Origin of the sequence: Actinomyces israelii DSM 43320 (assembly GCF_000711965.1) — a bacterium.
In the GTDB taxonomy this organism is placed as follows: domain Bacteria; phylum Actinomycetota; class Actinomycetes; order Actinomycetales; family Actinomycetaceae; genus Actinomyces; species Actinomyces israelii.
The window spans coordinates 1-21,392 of record NZ_JONS01000005.1 but is presented as its reverse complement, the minus strand read 5'-3'; the positions used below and the strand labels follow the sequence as shown (position 1 = coordinate 21,392).

Genomic DNA, 21,392 nt, shown 5'->3' with positions numbered 1-21,392 from the left:
CGTGGGCGCGGCGCCATCGCTGGGGAAGATCGGCCTCGCCGGCACGCGAGCGCGTGCCGGGATGCTGTAATGCGTGATGTGCGGATGCCGAGAATCGCTCAGACGGCGCGTCCGCTCGCTGCTCGACGGCGCGCACGGTGGGAGGATTGAGGCAGGCTACCGGCGGTTGGACGCAGGAAGGACGGGAGCGTGTCCCGCAGGACCCAGGACGATCCCCGCTACCTGCGCGCCCGCCACCGGCTGATCGAGGTCCTGCGCGAGCTCGCCGCGCAGAGGCCCGCCGAGCTCCTGACCGTCTCGGAGATCGCTGCGCGCGCCGGGGTGTCTCGCACGACCTTCTACGCCCACGCCCAGACCCCGGCGGACCTGCTGGCCGCCCATCTCATTGACCGGCTCTCCGACTCCCTGGCCGGGCTCGACACGCTTCTGGAGGACGACCCGGAGCACTACCTGCTGCGTTGGCGTCAGGCCTACATCGGCGTGCTCGAGCAGGTGCGCGCCGACGCCGACATCTACCGCCACGTGTTCCTGGGGGAGGAGGGGGCGCTGGTGCGCGCCCGGATCTCCGCCTACTTCGAGGAGGTGGTCGCCCGGTACGTCGAGGACTTCGTGCGCCACCTCGACCAGCCGGTGAGCGAGCTGTGGGTGACGATGGCGATATCCCAGCAGGTCCACAACACCCTGGTTGTCATCACCTCCTGGATGCGCACCGGGATGGTCGATGCCCCGGAGCTGGTGATGAACACCTTCATCTCCCTGGCGCCTCCCTGGCAGCTGGCGCGGATCTCGGCGTCGGGCCGCACCTCTCTGGGCCGCAGCCGGGTCCTGGAGGCGCTGTCGAAGACGGCCGGTCCTCCCTCTGATGCGGAGAGGGCCCACTCCACCTCCTCCAGGGCGGAGTCGGGGTCCAGTCCTCCTTCTGATGCGCAGAGGGCCCGCGGGCGGCCGGGGACGGCGCGGGCGTAGCCCGGGTCGGCGCGGCTCGCAAGGCGCCTGTGTGGTACGGCCGAGCAGCCGATTTCCAGGGGTGTGCAGGCATCCGGGTCGTGTGAGTATCATGCGGGTCGGGTGCGCGGCGCACCGGCCAGGCGGGAACGGGCCCGCCTGTGAGACACGGCCCCTTCCCGGGGCGCAACGACAAGGGGCGGGGATTGCGGGACGAGCGGGTCAAGATGGAGCAGATGCAGCACTGGCTGGACGCCGTGTGCGAGCGCCTCGACCTCGACCCGCAGGTGGTGGCCGAGCACCGCGACGATCTCCTGGCCCTCATCTCCGCCGTGGCCCACGGGCCCTCCCGCCCGGGTGCGCCCATGACGGCCTTCGTCGTCGGCTATGTCTCCGGTGCCGGGCGGTGGGACACCGGTGAGGTCATTGCCGAGCTGGAGCGCATGGCCAGGCGGTGGGAGCCCGACCGGCAGGTCTGAGGCCGCCCCTGTCCGCCCCGCGCTCGCCCCTCCCGCTCCTGCGCCCCCCTTCGCCGAGATCGGTTCACCTCCGCGTCGAGATCGGTCCGGTCCCGACGTCGGGGCCGGGCGCGGCGTGGAGAGCGCCGAGGGGGATGCTCGGGGCGAGCCCGGCGGCCTCAGCGCCCGACCCGTCGACCGGACAGGGCGGAGATGAAGGCGGAGAACCCGCCGAAGAGGACGCCGGCGACCGGCCACACGATCCAGCAGATGCCCCATCCGTCGAAGACGACTCCCCAGACCAGGAAGACTACGAGAGTCGTGGGCCAGTAGATGGCGGCGATGGCGCTGACGACGGGGTTGCCCGTGTCCCACCGGACCCACTGCCCCGGACCGGCCGCCGGGCGGCCCTCCTCGATGAGGGTCTCGTGGGTCGAGGACGCCCAGGAGGTCGGCAGGAGGATGCGCAGGCCGGTCGCGACGAGCGCGAGAGTGAGGGCGACGCCGAGGGCGGGGTAGAGGTTGTACTGGCCGGAGAGGGTGAGCGCGGCCACGGTCGGGATCGGCGAGAGGATCCACAGCCCGACGGCGGCCATGAGGGCGCGTGAGCGGGGCCCCTCGTTGTCCACGCGCAGGCGGGCGGCCCAGGCGGAGGCGACCGGGTTCTGCGTGAACCTTCCGTCGATCAGGTGCTCCAGGCCCACGAAGGACCGGTGCCGCCGCATGAGGGTGAGCACCCCAGCCGTGACAGTCCCCAGGGTGAGGACGAGGCCGATGAGGACGGTCCACTGCGCGCCGAGGCCGCTCGGCCTCGTGCCGTCGCCGCTCAGCCCGCTCGCGATGAGCAGGGGGATGGGGGACAGGATGAACAGGGCGACGCCCCGGCCCAGCAGCCGGCCGGTCGTCCGGCGGGCCTCGGCGAGCGCCTGCGCCTCTGGAAGGGTGACGGCGGGGTATCCGGGCTCTGCGGCGGGTGCCGCACCGTTGCCGGGCGCCCCGCCGACGCCGGGCGCGGCCTGAGGCGCAGCGGCCGCGCTGCCGGTCCGGGCTGAGCGGATGTCGGGGAGGATGCCGAGAGCCGGGGCGAGCTCCTCGAGGTTGCCGAAGTCGGTGATGACCTGACCGACGGCCTCATTGTGGGTCTTGCCCCTGCTGATGGCGTCGGCGTAGGCGTCCTCCATCATGGCGTGCAGCTCGCCCTTGGCCTCCAGAAGGCGCGGGGTGGTGGGGTAGGGGGCGAACATGGCGTCGAGAAAGGTGTCGATAGCGTCCATCAGCGGTGTCCTTGCGCGAATCGGTCGATGAGGGTCTTGGTGTCCTCCCACTCGGCGAGCTTGTCCGTCAGGTGGACGGCGCCGTCGTCGGTGAGGCGGTAGTAGGTGCGGGGCTTGCCGGAGGCCGAGGTGTCCGCGTAGGAGGAGACGAGCCCGGCGGCCTCCAGGCGCTTGAGCGCGGAGTAGAGCGTGGTCTGCTTGATCGTGTACTCGCCCGCCGCGACCTCGGTGATGGTCTTGGCGAGCTCGTAGGCGTAGGAGGGGCGGTCCCGTAGGAGAGACAGCACAATGAGGTCGATGTAGCCGCGGATGGCGTCGGCGCTGATCACTCGCGGACGCCTCCTCCGGTCGGGGGGCGAGCAGGTTTCATACATCCAACGTACTATGATAGACGTAGTACGTCTAGCGTTATTGTGCTGCTGTCGCCGCGTCGTGGCGCCCGGGCTCGATCATCCAGGTGGTTGCTTCCGGGGGCGAGGGCCGGGACGGTCGGGCGCCCGGGCGCTGCACCCGATCACGGTCTAGGAGCCCGCCCCGGCCTGCCCCGAGGCGGACGCAGGTGGATCGCGGCGTCCGGCGGACTCTTCGTGCGCCGGTCCGTGGCCCGCTGGGCGCTGCCGGGGTCTTGGGGGTCGGTCTCGGCCGGAAAAGACGGCTCCCACGCACTCTTAAGGTGACCGGCACTGCCGTACTCGATGAGGATCGGCGGGACTCCGCGGTTCCGCGGCGGAGCGGCGGCGCCGGCCAGTGCTGCGGCGCGCGGACATCGCCTGACCGACCGGGCCCGGTGAGTGAGGGCACGACCGCGTGCAGGGGCGGGCCGGGACCCGCAGAGGCGGCGGACGGCCGACGGTGGGGGCGCCTGCCGTCGGACCGGACCGATCTCGGCGCGGAAGTGAACCGATCTCGAGCCGGAATACGACCGATCTCGACGAAGAGAGGGAGCGCCAGGTGGTGGTGCCAAGACGGAGCCGATGGAGCCGATCGCGCTGGTGACGACGTCGGCCCCGCCCCGGCGCCCACGGCGCGGGTGGACCTGGTCGACGAGGTGGGGCAGTGCCTGCTGGGGGCGGCCGAGGACCTTTGAGCGACGGGCATCGAGGTGGAGGTCGAGCTGCCCGGCCCCCGCCGCCTGCCGTCTCGCACAGCCGGCTCCCAGGACCGGGCCCTAGGGTGCCGGCATGACCGCCCTTCCTCTCGCCGTCCTGGCGAGTGCGGCCCTCGCACCTGGCGTGCGGGCGGCCGCTGATGCCGATCCCTCCACCGACCCTTCTCCTTCAGCCCCCTCGACCACCGACGTCACCCAGACCGTTGAAGCGGTCGCCACGACCACGGTCAACGTCTTCTACATCGCCCTGCGGGCGGGCCTGGGGGCCCTGGCAGGCATTGCCATCGCCTTCGTCGGCATTGTCGTGCTGCGCACGCTCGGACGCCGTCAGACCATCTACGCGGAGATCAGCCGTTACACGCGCAACGCCCTGTACGCCCTGGGCGGGCTCACCGGCGCCTACCTCGGCGCGCAGCTGGCCGTCTTCGCGGTCACCACGCCCGACTGGGTCCAGTACGCCATGCAGACGCTGCGCATCTGCATCATCCTGGCCGTCGCGTGGGTCGTCGTCGGCCTGGTCAAGGCGCTGGAGGCCAGCATCGTCAGCGGCGTGCGCTCCAGCGGCGACCCCGGCCGCGCCAACCGCGTCACCACCCAGGCCCAGATCCTGCGGCGCGTAGCCGAGGCGATCATCATCATCTGCGGCCTGGTGGGTGCGATCATGACCTTCCCCGAGGCCCGCTTCGCCATGGGCTCCCTGTTCGCCTCCGCCGGTCTGGTCTCGGTGATCGCCGGTCTCGCCGCCCAGTCCACGCTCGGCAACGTCTTCGCCGGCCTCCAGCTGGCCGTGACCGACGCGATCCGTGTGGACGACGTCGTCGTCGTGGACGAGGAGCAGGGCTATATCGAGGAGATCACGCTCACCTACGTCGTCGTGCGCGTCTGGGACGACCGCCGTCTCATCTACCCCTCGACCTACTTCACCAAGACCCCCTTCGCCAACTGGTCGCGGCGCGGCACGCAGCACACCGGCACCCTCACCCTCGACCTGGACTGGCGGGTGCCGGTCGCCTCGGTGCGCGCCGAGCTCGCCCGCCTGGTCGCATCCTCGCCCGTCTGGGACGGCCGTACCGCCAACCTCGACGTGACCGACACCGCTGGCGGCACGGTTACGCTGCGCGTCGCCGTGTCCGGCAAGAACCCCTCCGACGTCTTCACCCTCCAGTGCTACGTGCGCGAGGAGATCGTGGCCTGGCTCCAGAAGGAGGCGCCCTACGCCCTGCCGCGCACGCGCGTGGAGGTCGATCAGGTCGCCGTCACCCAGGACCCCCAGCCCGAGCAGGTGGCGCGCCTGGCCGAGGAGCTCGTCGCCCTCCAGAAGGACGACGGCGCCGCCGTCGGCCCCGGCGCCGAGACGACGGCCGTGCGCCGGCCCAAGGAGGACGACCCCATCGAGGACGCCCGTGTGCGGGCCGCCGCCAAGGGCCACTCCCGCCTGCGCCGCACGCGGCGCGAGAAGGTGCGCCGACGCCGGATCCTGGCGCGCGACGCCGAGTGGCGCGCCGACGGGGCCCCCGTGCCCCAGCCCCAGCACCGGGCGGACACCGCGGCCGGGCAGTCCACGAGCATCATCTCCACCGACGAGCAGAAGAAGTACCTTCAGTAAGCATCCGGAGCCGGTCGGCCCGGCGGCGGGGAGCGCCCGCCGCCGGGCCGACCGGCTTTTCGCGTTCCCGGTGCGTGAACGCCCCTCGCCTCCGCCACGACGCCGGGTCACCATAGGGGCGTGACCGACAACAATGACGAGAGCCGCCAGAACGCTGCGGCGCCCCGCCTCGACCCGGCGGCCATCGCCCGCACCGACGCCCAGTGGCGCGCCCTGCTCGACCCGCTGGAGTACCACGTCCTGCGCGAGGCGGGCACGGAGCGGCCCTTCACCGGCGCCCTGCTGGACGAGAGGCGCGAGGGCGTCTACCGCTGCCGCGCCTGCGGCGCCGAGCTGTTCCGCTCCACCACCAAGTTCGACTCCGGCTGCGGGTGGCCCTCCTTCTACGACCCCTCCGACTCCGAGGCCGTGACCCTGCTGACCGACACCAGCCACGGCATGGTGCGCACCGAGGTCCGCTGCGCCGCCTGCGGCTCCCACCTGGGCCACGTCTTCGACGACGCGCCCCGCACTCCCACAGGCCGGCGCTACTGCATGAACTCCGTGTCCCTGACCTTCGACGCCGCTCCGGGCGGCGGCACCGCCGGCAGTGCCGCCGCCGACGGCGTCCCGGGGACCTGACGTGCTGCGCCTGCTGAGCCTCAACCTCCAGCACGCCCTACCCGGGGCGGGCGCCGCCGACGCCCCGGACACCGGCGTCGCCGGCGCGGACATCCGCGACCCCGAGGCCGCCCGCGCCGTCCTGGCGGCCCTGGCCGGCCAGATCGCCGAGCTCGCCCCCGACGTCGTCGCCCTCCAGGAGGTCGACAAGGGGCAGGCCCGCTCCGGCCGCCTCGACCAGGCCGCCGTCCTGGCCGAGCTGCTCGGCTGGGAGCACCACCGCTTCGCCGCCACCTATGCCGGGCCCGTCGCCGGGCTGCGCCGCCGCCCCCGGCGATCCGCCCTGGCCACACCCGCCGACGACGCACTCGGCCTGGGTCGCACCCTGCTGGGCCGCCCCCCGGCGGGTTTCGGCAACGCCCTGCTCAGCAGGCGCCCGGTGGCGGCCTGGCGCGTCCGGCGCCTCGGGCGCGGGCCGGCCACCCTCGCGCGCCGCGCCGACCGCCCGGCCTGGGACCCCCGCGGCTACGAGCTGGCGACCTCCACCATGCGCAACCTGCTGACCGCCACCCTGGCCCCGGGCGACGCGCTGGCGGGCGTCGCTGAGCTGTCGGTCGGCTCCACCCACCTGGCCACCCGCGCCGACACCGCCGCCCGCCAGCTCGCCGACGCCTGGGGCGCGCTCGCCACCCTGCCCGGCCCCCACCTCCTGGCGGGCGACTACAACCTGCGCGCCGAGCAGGTCGCCCCGCTCGGGATCGGCCGCCGGTTGGGGGAGGGGCCCACCTACCCCGCTCGGGGCCCCGACCACCGCATCGACCACGTCCTGACCGACCCGTGGCCCACCGGCGTCAACGGCGCCCCCGCCTTCCCGGCGGCGGGCGCGCCGGCCTGGAGCGGTGCGCGCCACCCCCTCCTGCAGGCCGCATCCTGGGGGACCCGCACCTTCGTCGTCTCCGACCACGCCGGCACGTGGGTGGACCTCGAACCGGTCGGCTGAGGCCCGGCCGTGGGTGGGGTCATTGGCGGCCTGGCCGTCTTCGCCGCCGTTATCGGCGTCGGCTGGCTGCTGGTGCGCACCGGTGCCGTCCCCCGCAACGCCGACGCTGTGCTCACCCGCGTCTGCTTCTTCGCCGCCACCCCGGCCCTGCTGGTCTGCACCCTGGCCGACGCCGACCTGGGGGCGGTGGCCGGCACCGGCACGCTCGTCGCGCTCGCGGCCGAGTCGGCGGCGATCCTGAGCGCCTGGGTCCTGCACCGCCTACTCCTGCACCGCACGACGGCCGAGGCGACCATCGGCGCGCTCGCCTCCGGGTACGTCAACGCCGCCAACCTGGGGATCCCCGTCCTCGTCCTGGTCCTGGGAGACGCCGCCCCCATCGCCCCGGTCCTGCTCCTCCAGCTGCTCGTCATCACGCCTGCGGCCTTCGTCATCCTCGACACCGTCACCCGTCGCGGCAGCCCCTCGCGCCTGGCGACCTTCACCATCCCGCTGCGCAACCCCCTGCTACTGGCCGTGGCGGCCGGGGCCGCGGTCAACCTCAGCGGGGCGGACCTGGACGGCGTCGCCGGCGGGCGCCTGCGCGAGGCCCTCGACACCCTCGGGCGCATCGCCGTGCCGCTCATGATGCTCTCGCTCGGCATGAGCCTGGCGGCCTCCCGCATGCGCGCCCCGCTCGCAGACGACGCCCCGGCGTCACCGCCCGAGCCGGCCCACGACGCCGCCAGCCGGGTCGCCCTGCGCTGGGCCGTGGGGTGGAAGCTGCTCGTCGCGCCCGGCCTGGCGGGGCTGCTCGGGCTCGGCGCGGGACTGCGCGGGCCGGGGCTGCTCGTGCCCATCACCGCCGCCGCCCTGCCGACCGCCCAGAACGTCTTCATGTATGCCTCCCGCTACGGGGTGGCCAAGCCGCTGGGCCGCGACGCCGTGCTGATCACGACCGCCGGCTTCGTCCCGGTCGTTCTGCTCGCGGCCGCGGTGCTGGGCTGAGCGCCAGGGGGCGGGCCGGGCCCCGGCGTCGAGGCAGACGTTTTCGGACGAGGCAGGAGGGGTCGCCGTCTGTCTCGTCCGAAAGCGTCTGTCTGGACGGCACTGGCTGCAGCTCGCGCGACGGCCGCCGAGGCGCCGACAATGCGGCCGTGAGCTCCGACGACTCCCGCACCCCGGCCCGGGCGGCACCGCGGGCCGCTCAGGCCCGGACGGGCGCCGGGGTCGCCTCCGCGGCCGACCGTCTCCCGGCGCCGCTGATCTTCATGGCCTCCGCCCTCTCCCAGTACCTCGGGGCGGGGCTGGCGGTCACCCTGTTCGCGCTCATGCCCTCCACCACGGTGGCCTGGTGGCGCCTGACGGTGGGCGCCGTCGTGCTGGTGGCCCTCAGGCGGCCCTGGCGCCGCCGGTGGACCGGGCGGGCGCTGCTGGCGGCCGCCGTCTTCGGAGCGGCCACCGCCACCATGAACGTCGTCTTCTACGCGGCGATCTCGCTGCTGCCGCTGGGGACGGCCGTGTCCCTGGAGTTCCTGGGGCCGGTGGCGGTCGCCGTCGTGACCGGGCGCGGATGGCGTCCGCGCGCGGCCGCCGCCCTGGCCCTCCTCGGCGTCGTCTCCATCTCCGGGCTCGGAGTCGACCCGGGCGAGCCCGGTCAGAGGGCCGGGGTGCTGCTCGCGCTGGGGGCCGGCGCCGCCTGGGCCGCCTACATCATCCTGGGCGGGCGCGTGGCGGCCGCCGGCGCCGGTGCCGACTCCCTGGCGGTGGGCATGGTGGTCGGCGCCCTGGTCTACGCCCCCTTCGCCGTGGGGACGGCCGGCGGCGCCCTCGGCTCTCCGGCCGCCGCCGCCATGGTGGCGGGGGTCGGTGTGCTGTCGACGGCGGTGCCCTACCGGCTGGAGCAGGTGGTGCTCGGGCGGCTGGGTGCGGACTCCTTCGCGCTCCTGTCCTCCCTCATGCCGGCCACGTCCCTGCTCGTGGGCGTGGTCTTGCTGCGCCAGCTGCCCAACGGATGGGAGATGGCCGGCCTCGCGCTGGTGTCCGCGGCCGTCGCCCTGGCGGGGGCGAGCGGCGGGGCGCGACGGCGGGCGGTCGGGCGCCGCGCCTGCGGCTGAGCCGGCGGGGCGCCGCCCGGAGCGCTCAGCTGTCGAGGAAGCCCCGCAGGCCGCGGTCCAGCAGCGCCTCGCGCACCTCCGCGACCAGCTCGCGCATGCGGGCCTCGGCCGCGGCGGCGTCCCCGGTCGCGATCGCGCGGGCGACGCGCACATGGAGTTCCAGCGCCTCCGCCACGGGCACCTGGACCTGCCCGGTCAGCCGCGCGCGCCCGGAGAGGACCTCCGCGACGACGCCGGTGAGGGCCTCGAAGGCGTCATTGTGGCTCGCCTCGAGCACGAGGCTGTGGAAGGCGATGTCGTCCCCGAGGTAGGAGGCCACGCTCCCGGTGGCCGTCCCGGTGGAGCGGATGGCGTCCGCCAGGGTCAGCAGCGTGGATCGCTGGGCCTCGGTGGCGCGGCGGGCGGCGGCCGCGGCCGCGACCGGCTCGATGGCGGCGCGCAGCTCGGTCAGCGCCCCGAGCTTGGGGCCGTGGGGGTCGACGTCGAGCTGCCAGCGCACCACCTGGGGCGCCAGCGCCGACCAGGTCTCGCGGGGGCGCACCACGATGCCGACACGACGGCGCGACTCGACCACGCCGAGGGACTCCAGGGTGCGCACGCAGTCGCGGGCCAGGGTCCGCGACACCCCGTGGCGGGACTGGACGTCCTCCAGGGTCAGTGAGGCGCCCGGGGCGATCTCGCCGCCGACGATGGCGCGCCCGAGGGCGTCGAGGACCTCGTGGCGTCGGTCGGTGGCGGGCATGGTCGGGCTCCCGGAGGGGTGAGGCGTGGGTGGGGCGGCAAGATGCGGCGACCCGGGCGGCGACCTGTACGGGCATGCGGCGCGGCCGACCCGCACGGTCGGCGCCAGTGTAGCGGGCGGCCGGCGGAGGCCTGATCGAGAAACGCGCCTTCGGCGCTGACGGCGGTCCGCGTCCGCCGGGGCGCCCGGGGCGCGGAACGAGCCCACACCCATTCCATTGATGCTACGTTTACGCTATACTAGTAGTACTAGTGATCGACAACGACGTCGTCAAGGAGATCTCATGACCACCTCCGTTGAGCACCTCGTCCTCATGGGCGTGGCGGGCTGCGGCAAGTCCACCGCCGCCGACAACCTCCACCGGGCCCTCGGCTGGCCCATCGCCGAGGCCGACGACTTCCACCCGGCCGCCAATATCGCCAAGATGAGCCGGGGCGTCCCCCTGACTGACGAGGACCGGTGGCCCTGGCTGGAGGCCCTGCGCGACTGGATGAGCGCGCGCGCCGTCGAGGGCGTCAGGACGATCGTCACCTGCTCCGCCCTCAAGCGCTCCTACCGCGACCTCCTCGCCGGGGCCGAGGGGCGCGTCTTCTTCATCCACCTGGTCGCCCAGCCCGATGAGCTGCGCGAGCGCATGACCCACCGCAAGGGCCACTTCATGCCCTCCACCCTCCTGCCCTCCCAGTTCGCCGCCCTCGAGCCCCTGGCCGACGACGAGGACGGCGTCACCGTGGTCTCCCGGGCCACCCCCGAGCAGACCCTCGACGCCATCCTCGCCGCGCTCGAGCACGCCTGATCCGCCTCGCCGCGCCTGCGCGGACCGCCCTGCCTGAGACCTATTCAACCCATCCACCTCGACCTGGAGACGACAACGATGTCCACTCTGACACTCGCTCTTCCCGCCGCCGACCCGGTGACCCATACCGATAGCCCCGCCCGGCTCGTCGCCGCGGCGGTCCTCGGCATCGCCGTCATCGTCGCACTCATCGTGTGGCGCAAGATGCACCCCTTCCTCGCGCTCACCCTCGGCTCGGCGGTGCTCGCCGTCGTCGCTGGCATCCCCCTGGGCGAGACCTTCACCGCCTTCACCGCCGGCCTCGGATCGACGATCGGCGGTGTGGGCACGCTCATCGCCTTCGGGGCGATTATCGGCAGGCTGCTCATCGACTCCGGCGGGGCCGACCAGATCGTCGACACCATCCTGGCGCGCACGCCCGGGCCCCGCCTTCCGTGGGCCATGGCGCTGATCGCCTTCGTCGTCGGCATCCCGCTGTTCTTCGAGGTCGGCATCGTCCTGCTCATCCCCGTGGTCATGATCGTGGCGCGCCGCGCCCACCAGCCCCTGATCCTCGTCGGCGTGCCTGCGCTCGCCGGCCTGTCCGCCCTCCACGGGCTCGTGCCCCCGCACCCCGGCCCGCTCATCGCCATCGACGCCGTCGGTGCGAACCTCGGGCTGACGCTCGGCCTGGGGCTGCTGGTGGCCGTGCCCACCGTCATCATCTCCGGCCCCCTCGCCGCGCGCGTCATGGCCCGGTGGGTGCCCATCGAGGCGCCCGAGCCCCTCGGCGGCTCCGACGAGGCCCACGAGGGCCCGCGCCCCTCCTTCGCCACCTCGATCGCCGTCGTCCTGCTGCCCGTGGTGCTCATGCTCCTGCGCACCGTCGTGGAGACCGTTGCGCCCAAGGGGGCGAGTGCCGCCGTGCACGCCGCCCTGTTCGTCGGCCAGCCGGTTGTCGCGCTGCTGATCACGGTGCTGGTGGCGATGTACGTCTTCGGCACCCGCCTGGGCCTGCACGCCGACGAGGTGGCCGGCCGGGTGGGCGCCTCCCTCGGGCCGATCGCCGGGATCCTGCTCATCGTGGGCGCCGGCGGCGGCTTCAAGCAGACCCTCGTCGACTCCGGCATCGCCGACATTATCGCGACCTGGATCCAGCAGGCGGCGGTTCCGGCGCTCCTGGCCGGCTGGCTCGTCGCGGTCGCGGTGCGCCTGGCCACGGGGTCGGCGACCGTCGCCACCATCACCGCCGCGGGGATCATGGCGCAGCTGGCCGCGGACATGCCCCCGGTCGAGGTCGCCCTCCTCGTGCTGGCGATCGGGGCGGGCTCGGTGTTCCTCTCCCACGTCAACGACGCCGGTTTCTGGCTGGTCAAGGAGTACTTCGGGATGACGGTGGGGCAGACCTTCAAGACCTGGTCGCTCATGGAGACGGTCCTGTCGGTGGTCGCCATGATGGTCATCGGCGCCATCGCCCTCGTCCTCCGGGTCGTTTAGGCCCCTCGTCGAGATAGACATTTTCGGATGAGGTAGACGGTGACACCGTCTACCTCATCCGAAAATGTCTATCTCGACGGGATGCGGGCGGGACCGCGACCAGTTCGTGATAAATAGGGCCTGTCGCGGCCCTGTTTTGCGACAAATAGGACTTGCATTGGAGCGGGGGGAAGGTAATCTTCGAGGCACCCCTCCCTTTTTGTGTCGCAAAGGAGTCTGCTGTGTCTCAGCCTGCGCAACCCTACGGGGGTCAGCAGCCACAAGTAGTTTATGTTCCGGCTCCTCAACCGAAAAAGCCCCTATGGAAAAGGTGGTGGTTCATCACCCTCGCGGTTTTTCTGGCCATTGGCGTCATCGGCTCGATATCGGGCGGCGGCGACAAGGGGACCACCGCCAGGACCTCCACGGCGCCCGGCGGTGACGGGGGAGCGGCCGCCCAGGGGAGCCAGGCTCCCGCGGGCCAGGCGGCTCCCGCGGCCGACTCCGGCGACTCGGGCGACCCCTCGTCGACCACCACCTACAACGGTATTCAGGACGGAGACGTGGCGGTCAACGCCGGTGAGTCCATCACTGCCAAGGGGGTCACCATCACCTCCGCCCCGCTGGTGGCGGGAGACTCGACGCTTGGTTCCACTGCGTGCACCAGCGTCACTATGCAGAACTCCTCCGGAAAAGAGGTCGACTTCAATATCCTGGAGTTCAAGTTGCTGTCCCCCTCCGGGGCCATCGTCAATACCGGGTTCACCGGGTCGACCAATATTCTTCAGTCCGGCAAGCTCATTGACGGCGGTAGCACGAGCGGAGACGTCTGCTTCGACGCCGATGTGGCCGCCGGCGGGCAGTTCGTCGTCATCTACGAGCCGCTGAGCTTCTTCTCCAACCACCGCGAGGCGTGGGTCAACAACCTCTGACTCGCCACTCGGACGGGGCCCGGGGCGCACAGGCGCGGCTCGGCGGCGCCCAGCCGCGGACCTGAGAGCCGGTCAAGAGGGTGTTGCACATTCGAGTGCGACTCGTACCGGACAAAACCGCGGAATCATGCGGAATCGCTGCGCTGGCGGCCGCGGACGAGACGCTCCCATGTGCGCAGACCCCCCTCTGTGCACATGGGAGCACGTCAGCGAATCTGGCCGTACGTCGAGAACTGGCGGAATCCCGGCGAAAAGCGGCGTCAGCTCCGCCAGGGGCCCGCTCTCCCATGTGCAGCTCCGGCCGGCTCGGCGCTCGTGGGCCCGGCGGAGCCGGCCTCCGAGGGTGCGGAGGTCGTGCGGTCGGCTGTCGGGCACTGCCGGCGCCGCGTGTGAGGCTCGTATCATGGCGCGGGCAGGCGGCGTGTGGAAGAGTGTGCCACCGGCCCGGCGTCCCGCCGCGGCCCGGCTGGTGCCCCGGCTCCGGCGCGCGTCCGAGGACGACCTCGCGCCGTCGAGCCCCGAACGCCGGCACCTCAACGCACCGACGCGCACGCCCCGGCCGCCCCGCGTCCGACGTGCGCCCGGTCCCGAACGACAGGACTTCCGTGCCCACCACGCGCACTTCTTCCCGCTCCGGTCGCCGCTCCAAGGCGGCCGCGCCCGCCACCAGGCCCGCCGCGCCCGCCGCCGTGCCCGCGACTTTCGCCTCGCTCGGCGTCGACGCCGACCTCGTGGCCGACCTGGACGCCCGCGGCTTCTCCGCCCCCTTCCCCATCCAGACCGCGACCCTGCCCGACACCCTCGCCGGGCGCGACGTGCTCGGCCGCGGGCGCACCGGGTCCGGTAAGACCCTCGCCTTCGCCCTGCCGCTCGTCCAGCGCCTCGCCGAGGAGGACATGGCCCGCGCCGGCCACCCCATCGGCCTGGTCCTGGCCCCCACCCGCGAGCTCGCCCTCCAGATCGCCGAGACCATCAGGCCCCTGGCCGACGCGCTCGAGCTGAGCGTGACCACCGTCTTCGGCGGCGTGTCCCAGAGGCCCCAGGAGAAGGCCCTCGCCGGGGGCATCGACATCGTCGTCGCCTGCCCCGGGCGCCTGCTCGACCTCATGGGGCAGGGCGTCGTCAGCCTCGACGACGTGTCCGTCACTGTCCTCGACGAGGCCGACCACATGGCCGACCTCGGCTTCCTGCCCGGCGTGCGCCGCATTATGCGCGCCACCCCGGCCTGCGGCCAGCGCCTGCTGTTCTCCGCCACCCTGGACGGCGGCGTCGACCGGATCGTGGACGAGTTCCTCCACGACCCGCTCCAGCACGCCGTCGACCCCTCGACCTCGCCGGTGGACGCCATGGACCACCGCGTGTGGATGGTGGCGGACAAGGCCGTCAAGGACAGCGTCGTGCGCCGCCTCGCCTCCGGTGCCGGCCAGCGCATCCTGTTCACCCGCACCAAGCACCTGGCCCGGCGCCTGGCGCGCAAGCTCACCCGGGACGGCATCCCCGCCGTCGAGCTCCAGGGCAACATGAGCCAGAACGCGCGCGAGCGCGCCATGCGCGCCTTCTCCACCGGCCAGGCCCACGTCATGGTCGCTACCGACATCGCCGCCCGCGGCATCGACATCTCCGGCGTCGAGCTGGTCGTCCACGTCGACCCGCCCGCCGAGCACAAGGCCTACCTGCACCGCTCCGGGCGCACCGCCCGGGCCGGGGCCGCCGGCGTCGTCGTCACCCTCGTGCTGCCCGAGCAGAAGGAGGACGTCCGGGCCCTGCTCAGGAAGGCCGGCATCCGGGCCGGCATCGAGCGCATCCGGCCCGACGACGACGCCGTGACCGCCCTGGTCGGCCAGGTCGCCCCGGTCGTCGCCGCCGAGGACATGCCCGAGGGCGTCGCCGTCAAGGGAGGCGGCCCTGCGGGGCGGGCGTCGGCCGAGCAGGCGGGGCGCGGAACCCGACCGCGCTACGGGCGCGGGCCCTCCGGCGGACGCAGGGGGCAGCAGAGCGGCCGGCAGACGGGTCGGCGCGATGACCGGCGGAGTGACCGGCAGGGCGGACAGCGCGGGAGGCGTCGCACGGGAGGCGGCGGGCGCGGGCGCGGCCGCAGGACCGCGTCCAGAGCCGCCTAGACGGTGCCTGCCGGCCGCCTGATTCTGCCGGCATGACGGGGCGGCTGGAGCGGCCGTGTGAAGGGCTTCCGCGGCGCGCCGTCGTCTTGTACCATAAAGCGGTACGAGTCGGAGGTGAGTGATGTCCATTGCCGCCAGTGAGGCCCGCCGGACCCTGTACCCGCTGATCGAGCAGGTGAACGAGGATCGTGAGGCGGTCGAGATCGTCTCACGCAAGGGCCGCGCCTACCTCATGCCCGCCGATGAGTACGAGGCGTGGAAGGAGACCGCCTACCTCTTCCGGTCCCCTGCGAATGCCCGCAGGCTCCTCGACTCCTATGAGCGGGCCCGGACCGGGCGGACCGAGGGGCACGACCTGGACCGGGACTGAGCCCGTGAGGCTCGTGTGGGACCAGTCGGCCTGGGAGGACTACGTCTACTGGCGGCGCGCGGACCGCACCGTCCTCAGGCGGGTCAACAGGCTGATCGACGCCGTGCTCCGCGACCCCTATGAGGGAATCGGGAAGCCCGAGCGGCTCAGGTACGGCGCTCCCGGAGCCTGGTCCCGGAGAGTCACCGAGGAGCACCGTCTCGTCTACCTCGTCGATGGCGATGACCTGATCATCCTCCAGGTGCGGTACCACTACTGAGCCGGCCCCTCTACCGGACCTGTGTGGCAGTGCGCCGGCGGTCGGGGCTCACGGGGCGCCCGCACCTGCCTGCCGGGGTCGCCGCGCCTGCGGCGGGCACGGCGGCCTCAGCGGGAGCGCCTGATGGTCTCGACCTCGCGGGTCGCCGCCTCGGCGACCAGCCCCAGGAAGTCCCGACGCTGCTGCGGGGTGTCCTTCTCGCCCTCCATGCCGCCCATGACGAGGCACTGGGTGACGCGCACCCCGCAGTAGCCCAGGACCGCGCGCCCGACGCGGGACACCGACCCTCCTGGCGCCAGCCGGGTCCACAGGCGCGGACCGTGGGAGGTCGTGATGATGGTGCCCGTGCGACCGTCGAGCAGCCGCTCGGGCATCAGCTTGCCGGTCCGGTACCGGTAGGCGATGCCGGGCGTGAGGACCCGGTCGAACCAGCCCTTGAGAAGGGAGGGCTCGGCCGACCACCAGGTGGGGAAGGCCAGGGCCAGGTGGTCGCAGGCGACGAGCTCGTTCTGCGAGTGGGTGATGAAGGGGTCCTCCGGCATGCGCTTCCGGTAGCCCCCGCGCAGGACCGGGTCGAAGTCGGTGGTCGCCAGGTCCAGGAAGGTGACGGTGGCGCCGGCCTGCTGGGCGGCGTCGGCGTACGCGCGAGCCAGCGCGTGGGAGTAGCTCTGCGGGTCGGGGTGCCCGGCGACGACGAGGAAGCGGGGCCGGCGGGCAGTGGGTCGCGACGTCGTGGTACTCACGACTGACCAGCGTAGGGAAGGGCGCGGGGGACGGCATCCGGGTTTTCCCTGAGCGAGGCGGGGCTATCTCAAAATGTGAAGGACTCTTGACGCAAATGTCAAGGAAACCATACATTTCTGCCCATGGTCTCCTCCTCCGATCCCGCCTCCCCGGGCGTCGGCGCCGGCACTGCCGCTCCCGCCCTTCCCGGCGCCGCTGCCCCTGTCGCCCCCGACGCCGCAGCGGTTCCCGACGCCGCAGCCCCCGTCGTCGGCACCCCCTGGTCCCGCCTGGCCCTGGCCATGGGGGCCCGGCCCGCTCTCGTCATCGCCTTCGGCGCCGCGCTCTGGGCGATGGGGCGGCCCCTGCTGTGGATGAACGTCCTCATCGTCGTGATCGACGTCGTCACCCTCGCCCTGGTCCACCGCCTTCTGCGCGCCGAGGGGCGCGGGCTGACCGACCTGCTGAGCTTCCGGGGCGCCGACGTCGGCTGGGGCCTGCTGTGCGGGCTCATCATCCTGGTCGCGTGGATGCCCGCTTTCTTCGTCGGCAACCTCGTCGCCTACCAGGGGGCGCCGCCCGCGCCGTCGTACCCTCCGGTGCCCCTGTGGATCGGGGTGCTCAGCATCACGATCATGCCGGTGACCATCGGGCTCGCCGAGGAGGCCCTCTACCGCGGCTACCTCCAGCCCCGCCTCCAGGGGCGCATCGGGCTGGTCGGGGCCGTGCTCGCGGCCTCCGTCGTCTTCGGCCTCCAGCACATCGGCTTCGCCCTTCCCGACGCCCAGGCCATGGTCGCCAACGTGGTGCGGACCTTCCTGGCCGGGCTCGTGTTCGCCGGGCTGCTCACATGGCGCAGGCGGGTGGCGCCGCTGGCCGTCGGGCACTGGCTGATGGACCTGCTCGGACTGGGGCTTCCCATGCTGATCTGGTCGCTGCAGTAAGGGTGGTGGAGCCTGTGAGGCCTCGGAACATGGAGCCCGCGACCCGCCGCTACCTCGTGCGCTTGTCCGTGGCGATGGCGGCCTACTGCGCGCTGCTCGCGGTCGCCCTGCTCATCGGGCGGGCCGCGGCCCCGCCGTGGCGGATGCTCGGCGCCGCCGTCGTGCTGCCCGCCGTCGTGCTGCTCGTGCGCGCGATCATGCTGCACTGGCGGGACGTGGACGAGCTCGCCCGCAGCCTCGTGGTGGAGTCCCTCGCCATCGGTTTCGCCGTCGGGACCCCGATCATTCTGGTGATCGGGCTCTTCCAGGCCTTCGGCCTGGCCGACCTGTCCTTCATGTGGGCCTACGCGATCCTCATGGCCGGCTGGCTGCTCGGGGCGTTCCTGGCCCGGCGGCGCTACTTCTGACCCGCGGGCGGCCTGCCATGTGGAACCGGGTGCGGAGCCTGCGCCGGGAGCGGCGCTGGACCCAGGCGGAGCTCGGCGAGGCGCTGGGGGTGTCGCGGCAGACGATCATCGCCATTGAGAACGGCAATTACGACCCGTCGCTGCGGCTGGCCTTCGCGATCGCCGAGGTGTTCGGGCTGCGGGTCGATGAGGTCTTCAGCCCCGACGACGGCGGTGCGCCGGGAGGCTGAGCCGCCGGCCGTCGGCCGGCCGGACGGGCGGTCGCCCCGGCGCCGGGGCGACCGCCGCCGAGCTCGATGTACCCCGTCTGGGCGATCGAGGGCTTCCAGGAGCCTTTCCGCGCGCGTCGCATAATCGCCGTCGCACAAGCATAAAAGAGGCGACTATCATGTGCTCGCCCCCCGAAGCATCTCTTAGGAGCAGGTCTGTGTTCGGATCAAGGAAGATCGCCCAGCTCGAGCAGCAGATCGCGGCAGGAAACCAGGCGTACGCCGCCGCGCAGCAGGAGATCGCCGCACTACGACAGGTCCTGGTGCAGGCCGGTGGCGGTGACGTCCTGCGGATGCGCGACGCCGTGGCCCAGGAGCAGGCGCGCTATGACAGCATCCACGCAGAGCAGGAGGACCGACGGATCAACGGCGAGCAGAGGCTTCAGGCGCTGGACGCGGCCCTCAGCCAGCGCGACGCGCAGGTGAGGGCTGCCGACCGAGAGATCAGGTCCCGCGCCCAGCGGCTCGCGGACCTCGACGTACACTTGGCTGACGCCCAGGTCCTCACCGACGCCGGACTGAGCAGCTACCCCCACCCGGCAGAGTCCTCTGTAAGGCTCAAGGAGAGGCTCGACGACACGAGGGCCAAGATCAAGAAGATGGTTCGCGACAAGACGGCCGTCCAGGCCAGCACCACCTTCACCTTCAACAACTCGGCCGCCCAGGGCCGCAAGTTCGTGGCCGACATGTCCAAGATGATGCTGCGGGCCTACAACGCCGAGGCCGAGAACTGCGTCCTCACTGTCAAGGCCGGCAACGGCGAGGCCGCCAGGAAGCGCCTAGAACGTGCTCGCGACCAGGCTCAGAGGCTCGGAACCATGATCGATCTGAGTATCGACTACCGCTACCACCACCTGCGCCTCGAAGAGCTCCGGCTGGCCCTGGAGCACCAGAACGCGAAGAAGGCGGAGAAGGAGGCGGAACGCGAGGAGCGGGCCCGGCTGCGCGAGGAGCGCAAGGCCCAGAAGGAGCTGCAGGCCGAGCGTGACCGCCTCGCCAAGCAGAGAGACCACTACCGCAACGTCCTCGCTCAGCTGGAGGCGCAGGGGCGCACCGAGGAGGCCGTCGAGATGCGCACGCGCATGGAGGAGGTCGACGCGGAGATCGAGACCGTCGACTTCCGCACCGCCAACATCCGCGCCGGCTACGTCTACGTCATCTCCAACATCGGCTCCTTCGGGGAGCGCATGGTCAAGATCGGCATGACCCGCCGCCTCGAGCCGATGGACCGGGTCAAGGAGCTCGGCGACGCCTCCGTTCCATTCAACTTCGACGTCCACGCCCTGTTCTTCTCCGAGGATGCGGTAGGCGTGGAGACCAGCCTCCACCACCACTTCGCAGACAAGCGCGTCAACCGCATCAACAACCGCCGCGAGTTCTTCTACGTCACTCCCGCTGAGGTCCGCGACGCCCTGACCAGGATCGCCGGCAACCTGCTCGAGTTCACCGAGGAGCCCGCCGCCGAGCAGTACCGGGAGAGCCGACAGATCGCGGCAGGCACGAGCGAAGCCGCCTGATACGCGCCCACTGTAAAAACTGTTGCAGTAGCTGACGCCTGCGGTCAGGGTCGTCTACCGCGCACGATCCCAGCCGTGAGCGCATAACATCTTCAGGGCTCCGGCTCTTCCCGGTAAGGACTCTCTATGCGTCGGCGTACCCCTGTCGGAACTGTTCTGGTCGGCCTGGCAGGCGGGTGGAGGCCTTCATGGTGAAGCGCGAGAGGCTGCGCCACGCGGTCGGGGCGATCAGCCCCGCGGTGATGGGATACCTGCTCGGGGAGTCATCCGGGGCTCGCACGGACGGCGAGATGGTGTGGACCTCAGACAAGCCCCGCGACGTCCGTAACCGCGTCACGGTTCTTACCGGCACCATCGAGGTTTGAGGGCGTCTACCTGCAGATGCAGTACAACACGCCTCGCCCCTGGGCAATCTCTCTGCTTTACCGTGGGGCCGACGTGCCCATCCGCCGCGTCTGCGTCCACGGCAACGGGCACGGATTCGGCCATGCCACCCACATGCACACCTACCGCAGTGCCGACGGCGGCGAGGAGTGCGTCCTCGTGCCCGACTCATTCCCCGAGTGCCCCATCTCCTCTAGCGTCACCAACGACGATCGGCGCATGATGTTCATGGCATTCGCCGGCCTCTGCCACGTGTCTACCGACACGCTGACATGGGTCGATCCGCCAGAGAAGGAGGAGAGGTGATCAGCGTGGACGCCAGGACCATGACTTCCAAGTACCTGGGAGCCCTCAACGACGGGCTCGAGGCGATGGAGACACCCGACGGACTCGTCGTCTGGGTGCCCGCCTACTACAGTGACAACGACGGCGTCGTCCTGTCCGTGCGCGCCAGCGCCGGAGGGTGGGTCATCACCGACGACGGCTCCACCATGTCTCATCTCCGCACCGCCGGCGCAGCAACCGACTCCCCGTTCTTCCTGACAGCCTGGGACAGGATCGCCCGACCGGCAGGAGCGTTCGTTCCCGGCGACCCGGGTACTGAGGGCGGTGAGATCACGGCCCGGACCGCCAACGAGAATATCGGCGACGTTCTCAACCTCGTGGCTCTCGCAGCGGTACGCGCGGAGGGTCTCGCCTTCATTCGCGAGCGCGAGGGGGAGCGGTTCACGACGAAGATCTTCCGACAGATCGCAGACCTCATGTCCAGCTCGGCGGTAGCAGCGCGAGGGCTGGTGCGCAGTAACACGGTAGGGCTGCGCTCCGGCCGGCGCAAGCGCGTCACCGCCTCGATCGAGTCCGAGGGGAGAACACTGGCTGTGTTCCAGACGCTGAGCGGACGGGACGAGCCGTCGCGCGAGCGCTCGGAGGCAAGCACTCTGCTGCCATACGGCTCCGACTTCGACGAACGGCTCGCCGGCATCGTCGACAGGCTTCCGGCCACCGTCTGAAGTAACAACAGAGGGCGGGGGCCTGCACCGTGTGGTGCGGGCCCCTTCTCGTGTTCTGTAGGTCATTTGAGGATGATCTTGTAGGTTTCTGCGTCTACTGCTGTTAGGAGTATCAGGCACGCGAGGGTCAGGAAGGTGGTGTCCAGGCCGGTGCGCCGCTGGTGGAGCCGGGGTCGTTCTTGGGCTGTGCGGTTCACGGGGGGCGGTGGGTGCCCATGCGCGGGTAGCGGGTCCTGGTGTAGGTGACGAGGGGGTGCAGGAAGGGCCGCATCCTGGTCGTGTGCGCCAGCGACTGGGTCGCGTCCTGCGTCCCGGCGCCGGGCAGGTCCTGGTCCGGGTCCTCGGTCTCGGCCTGGTTCCGGGGCGCCGGCGGCCGT

At 72.0% G+C, this 21,392-nt stretch carries 25 protein-coding genes; 20 read left to right on the top strand and 5 right to left on the bottom strand.

From position 1 onward, the window contains the following. Positions 1-189 precede the first annotated feature (189 nt). Both O145_RS03445 and O145_RS03440 read left to right on the top strand, forming a co-directional pair. A complete protein-coding gene (locus O145_RS03445; RefSeq protein ID WP_052374619.1) occupies positions 190-966 on the top strand; it encodes a TetR/AcrR family transcriptional regulator in 777 nt (258 codons plus the stop codon). Between the two features lie 140 nt (positions 967-1,106). Continuing rightward, the gene (locus O145_RS03440; protein ID WP_229118321.1) at positions 1,107-1,424 is read left to right on the top strand and encodes a DUF6457 domain-containing protein; all 318 of its coding nucleotides are present in this window, start codon (positions 1,107-1,109) and stop codon (positions 1,422-1,424) included. Between the two features lie 158 nt (positions 1,425-1,582). Here O145_RS03440 and O145_RS03435 read toward each other — a convergent pair whose 3' ends face one another. Next, positions 1,583-2,677, bottom strand: coding sequence for a permease prefix domain 1-containing protein (locus O145_RS03435; protein WP_052374617.1), 1,095 nt, complete (start codon positions 2,675-2,677; stop codon positions 1,583-1,585). Next, positions 2,677-3,006, bottom strand: coding sequence for a PadR family transcriptional regulator (locus O145_RS03430; protein WP_043559843.1), 330 nt, complete (start codon positions 3,004-3,006; stop codon positions 2,677-2,679). The genes O145_RS03435 and O145_RS03430 overlap by 1 nt, the downstream gene beginning before the upstream one ends. 852 nt (positions 3,007-3,858) lie before the next feature. On the opposite strand from O145_RS03430, the gene O145_RS03425 reads away from it, so the two are divergent. The 5 genes from O145_RS03425 to O145_RS03405 all read left to right on the top strand — a co-directional run bounded on the left by O145_RS03425 (position 3,859) and on the right by O145_RS03405 (position 9,087). After that, entirely contained in the window at positions 3,859-5,391 is a 1,533-nt protein-coding gene (locus O145_RS03425) for a mechanosensitive ion channel family protein (protein WP_043559840.1), read from the top strand. Positions 5,392-5,511: 120 nt separating this feature from the next. Continuing rightward, positions 5,512-6,012 carry a peptide-methionine (R)-S-oxide reductase MsrB gene (msrB, locus tag O145_RS03420; protein WP_052374615.1) on the top strand — a complete coding sequence of 167 codons (501 nt, stop codon included), beginning with the start codon at positions 5,512-5,514 and terminating at the stop codon, positions 6,010-6,012. Position 6,013: 1 nt separating this feature from the next. Then, positions 6,014-6,991, top strand: a complete 978-nt coding sequence (locus O145_RS03415) for an endonuclease/exonuclease/phosphatase family protein (protein WP_043559838.1) — start codon at positions 6,014-6,016, stop codon at positions 6,989-6,991. 9 nt (positions 6,992-7,000) lie between these two features. Continuing rightward, positions 7,001-7,978: an AEC family transporter gene (locus O145_RS03410; RefSeq protein ID WP_043559837.1), complete on the top strand. Its 978-nt coding sequence runs from the start codon at positions 7,001-7,003 to the stop codon at positions 7,976-7,978. A 149-nt stretch (positions 7,979-8,127) separates the two neighbouring features. Continuing rightward, on the top strand, positions 8,128-9,087 hold the full coding sequence (locus O145_RS03405; RefSeq protein WP_052374613.1) for an EamA family transporter: 960 nt from the start codon (positions 8,128-8,130) through the stop codon (positions 9,085-9,087). Between the two features lie 25 nt (positions 9,088-9,112). Here the strand turns inward: O145_RS03405 and O145_RS03400 are convergent, their stop codons facing one another. Then, positions 9,113-9,829, bottom strand: a complete 717-nt coding sequence (locus O145_RS03400) for a FadR/GntR family transcriptional regulator (protein ID WP_043559834.1) — start codon at positions 9,827-9,829, stop codon at positions 9,113-9,115. A 283-nt stretch (positions 9,830-10,112) separates the two neighbouring features. Here O145_RS03400 and O145_RS03395 point away from each other — a divergent pair, with 283 nt between their 5' ends. From O145_RS03395 to O145_RS03370, 6 genes are all read left to right on the top strand, one after another. After that, the gene (locus O145_RS03395) at positions 10,113-10,625 is read left to right on the top strand and encodes a gluconokinase (RefSeq protein ID WP_043559832.1); all 513 of its coding nucleotides are present in this window, start codon (positions 10,113-10,115) and stop codon (positions 10,623-10,625) included. A 78-nt stretch (positions 10,626-10,703) separates the two neighbouring features. Further along, complete coding sequence (locus O145_RS03390) at positions 10,704-12,101, top strand: GntP family permease (RefSeq protein ID WP_043559831.1); 1,398 nt, start codon at positions 10,704-10,706, stop codon at positions 12,099-12,101. 221 nt (positions 12,102-12,322) lie between these two features. After that, positions 12,323-13,012 (top strand): DUF4352 domain-containing protein, encoded by a 690-nt coding sequence (locus tag O145_RS17915; protein ID WP_156966586.1) that lies wholly within the window; start codon positions 12,323-12,325, stop codon positions 13,010-13,012. A gap of 605 nt (positions 13,013-13,617) precedes the next feature. After that, positions 13,618-15,132, top strand: coding sequence for a DEAD/DEAH box helicase (locus O145_RS03380; RefSeq protein ID WP_084682343.1), 1,515 nt, complete (start codon positions 13,618-13,620; stop codon positions 15,130-15,132). Between the two features lie 121 nt (positions 15,133-15,253). Continuing rightward, the gene (locus tag O145_RS03375; protein ID WP_043559829.1) at positions 15,254-15,502 is read left to right on the top strand and encodes a type II toxin-antitoxin system Phd/YefM family antitoxin; all 249 of its coding nucleotides are present in this window, start codon (positions 15,254-15,256) and stop codon (positions 15,500-15,502) included. 4 nt (positions 15,503-15,506) lie between these two features. After that, on the top strand, positions 15,507-15,761 hold the full coding sequence (locus O145_RS03370) for a Txe/YoeB family addiction module toxin (RefSeq protein WP_043559828.1): 255 nt from the start codon (positions 15,507-15,509) through the stop codon (positions 15,759-15,761). A 107-nt stretch (positions 15,762-15,868) separates the two neighbouring features. On the opposite strand, the gene O145_RS03365 is transcribed toward O145_RS03370, so the two are convergent. After that, the gene (locus tag O145_RS03365) at positions 15,869-16,504 is read right to left on the bottom strand and encodes an NAD(P)H-dependent oxidoreductase (protein WP_043559826.1); all 636 of its coding nucleotides are present in this window, start codon (positions 16,502-16,504) and stop codon (positions 15,869-15,871) included. Between the two features lie 123 nt (positions 16,505-16,627). Here O145_RS03365 and O145_RS03360 point away from each other — a divergent pair, with 123 nt between their 5' ends. The 7 genes from O145_RS03360 to O145_RS03330 all read left to right on the top strand — a co-directional run bounded on the left by O145_RS03360 (position 16,628) and on the right by O145_RS03330 (position 21,015). Beyond that, positions 16,628-17,428 (top strand): CPBP family intramembrane glutamic endopeptidase, encoded by an 801-nt coding sequence (locus O145_RS03360; protein ID WP_043559824.1) that lies wholly within the window; start codon positions 16,628-16,630, stop codon positions 17,426-17,428. Between the two features lie 29 nt (positions 17,429-17,457). Continuing rightward, positions 17,458-17,835 carry a hypothetical protein gene (locus O145_RS03355; RefSeq protein ID WP_043559823.1) on the top strand — a complete coding sequence of 126 codons (378 nt, stop codon included), beginning with the start codon at positions 17,458-17,460 and terminating at the stop codon, positions 17,833-17,835. Positions 17,836-17,852: 17 nt separating this feature from the next. Further along, on the top strand, positions 17,853-18,065 hold the full coding sequence (locus tag O145_RS03350; RefSeq protein WP_043559822.1) for a helix-turn-helix transcriptional regulator: 213 nt from the start codon (positions 17,853-17,855) through the stop codon (positions 18,063-18,065). A gap of 197 nt (positions 18,066-18,262) precedes the next feature. Further along, a complete protein-coding gene (locus O145_RS03345; protein ID WP_043559819.1) occupies positions 18,263-19,621 on the top strand; it encodes an SNIPE associated domain-containing protein in 1,359 nt (452 codons plus the stop codon). 188 nt (positions 19,622-19,809) lie between these two features. Beyond that, complete coding sequence (locus O145_RS03340; RefSeq protein ID WP_156966584.1) at positions 19,810-19,986, top strand: hypothetical protein; 177 nt, start codon at positions 19,810-19,812, stop codon at positions 19,984-19,986. 73 nt (positions 19,987-20,059) lie between these two features. Next, positions 20,060-20,311 carry a hypothetical protein gene (locus O145_RS03335; RefSeq protein WP_156966583.1) on the top strand — a complete coding sequence of 84 codons (252 nt, stop codon included), beginning with the start codon at positions 20,060-20,062 and terminating at the stop codon, positions 20,309-20,311. Next, positions 20,308-21,015: a DUF1828 domain-containing protein gene (locus O145_RS03330; RefSeq protein WP_043559813.1), complete on the top strand. Its 708-nt coding sequence runs from the start codon at positions 20,308-20,310 to the stop codon at positions 21,013-21,015. Before O145_RS03335 ends, O145_RS03330 begins: the two co-directional genes overlap by 4 nt. Before the next feature lie 193 nt (positions 21,016-21,208). On the opposite strand, the gene O145_RS18570 is transcribed toward O145_RS03330, so the two are convergent. After that, positions 21,209-21,392, bottom strand: a 184-nt coding sequence (locus tag O145_RS18570) for a hypothetical protein (RefSeq protein WP_043559811.1), incomplete at its 5' end; no start/stop codon positions are given.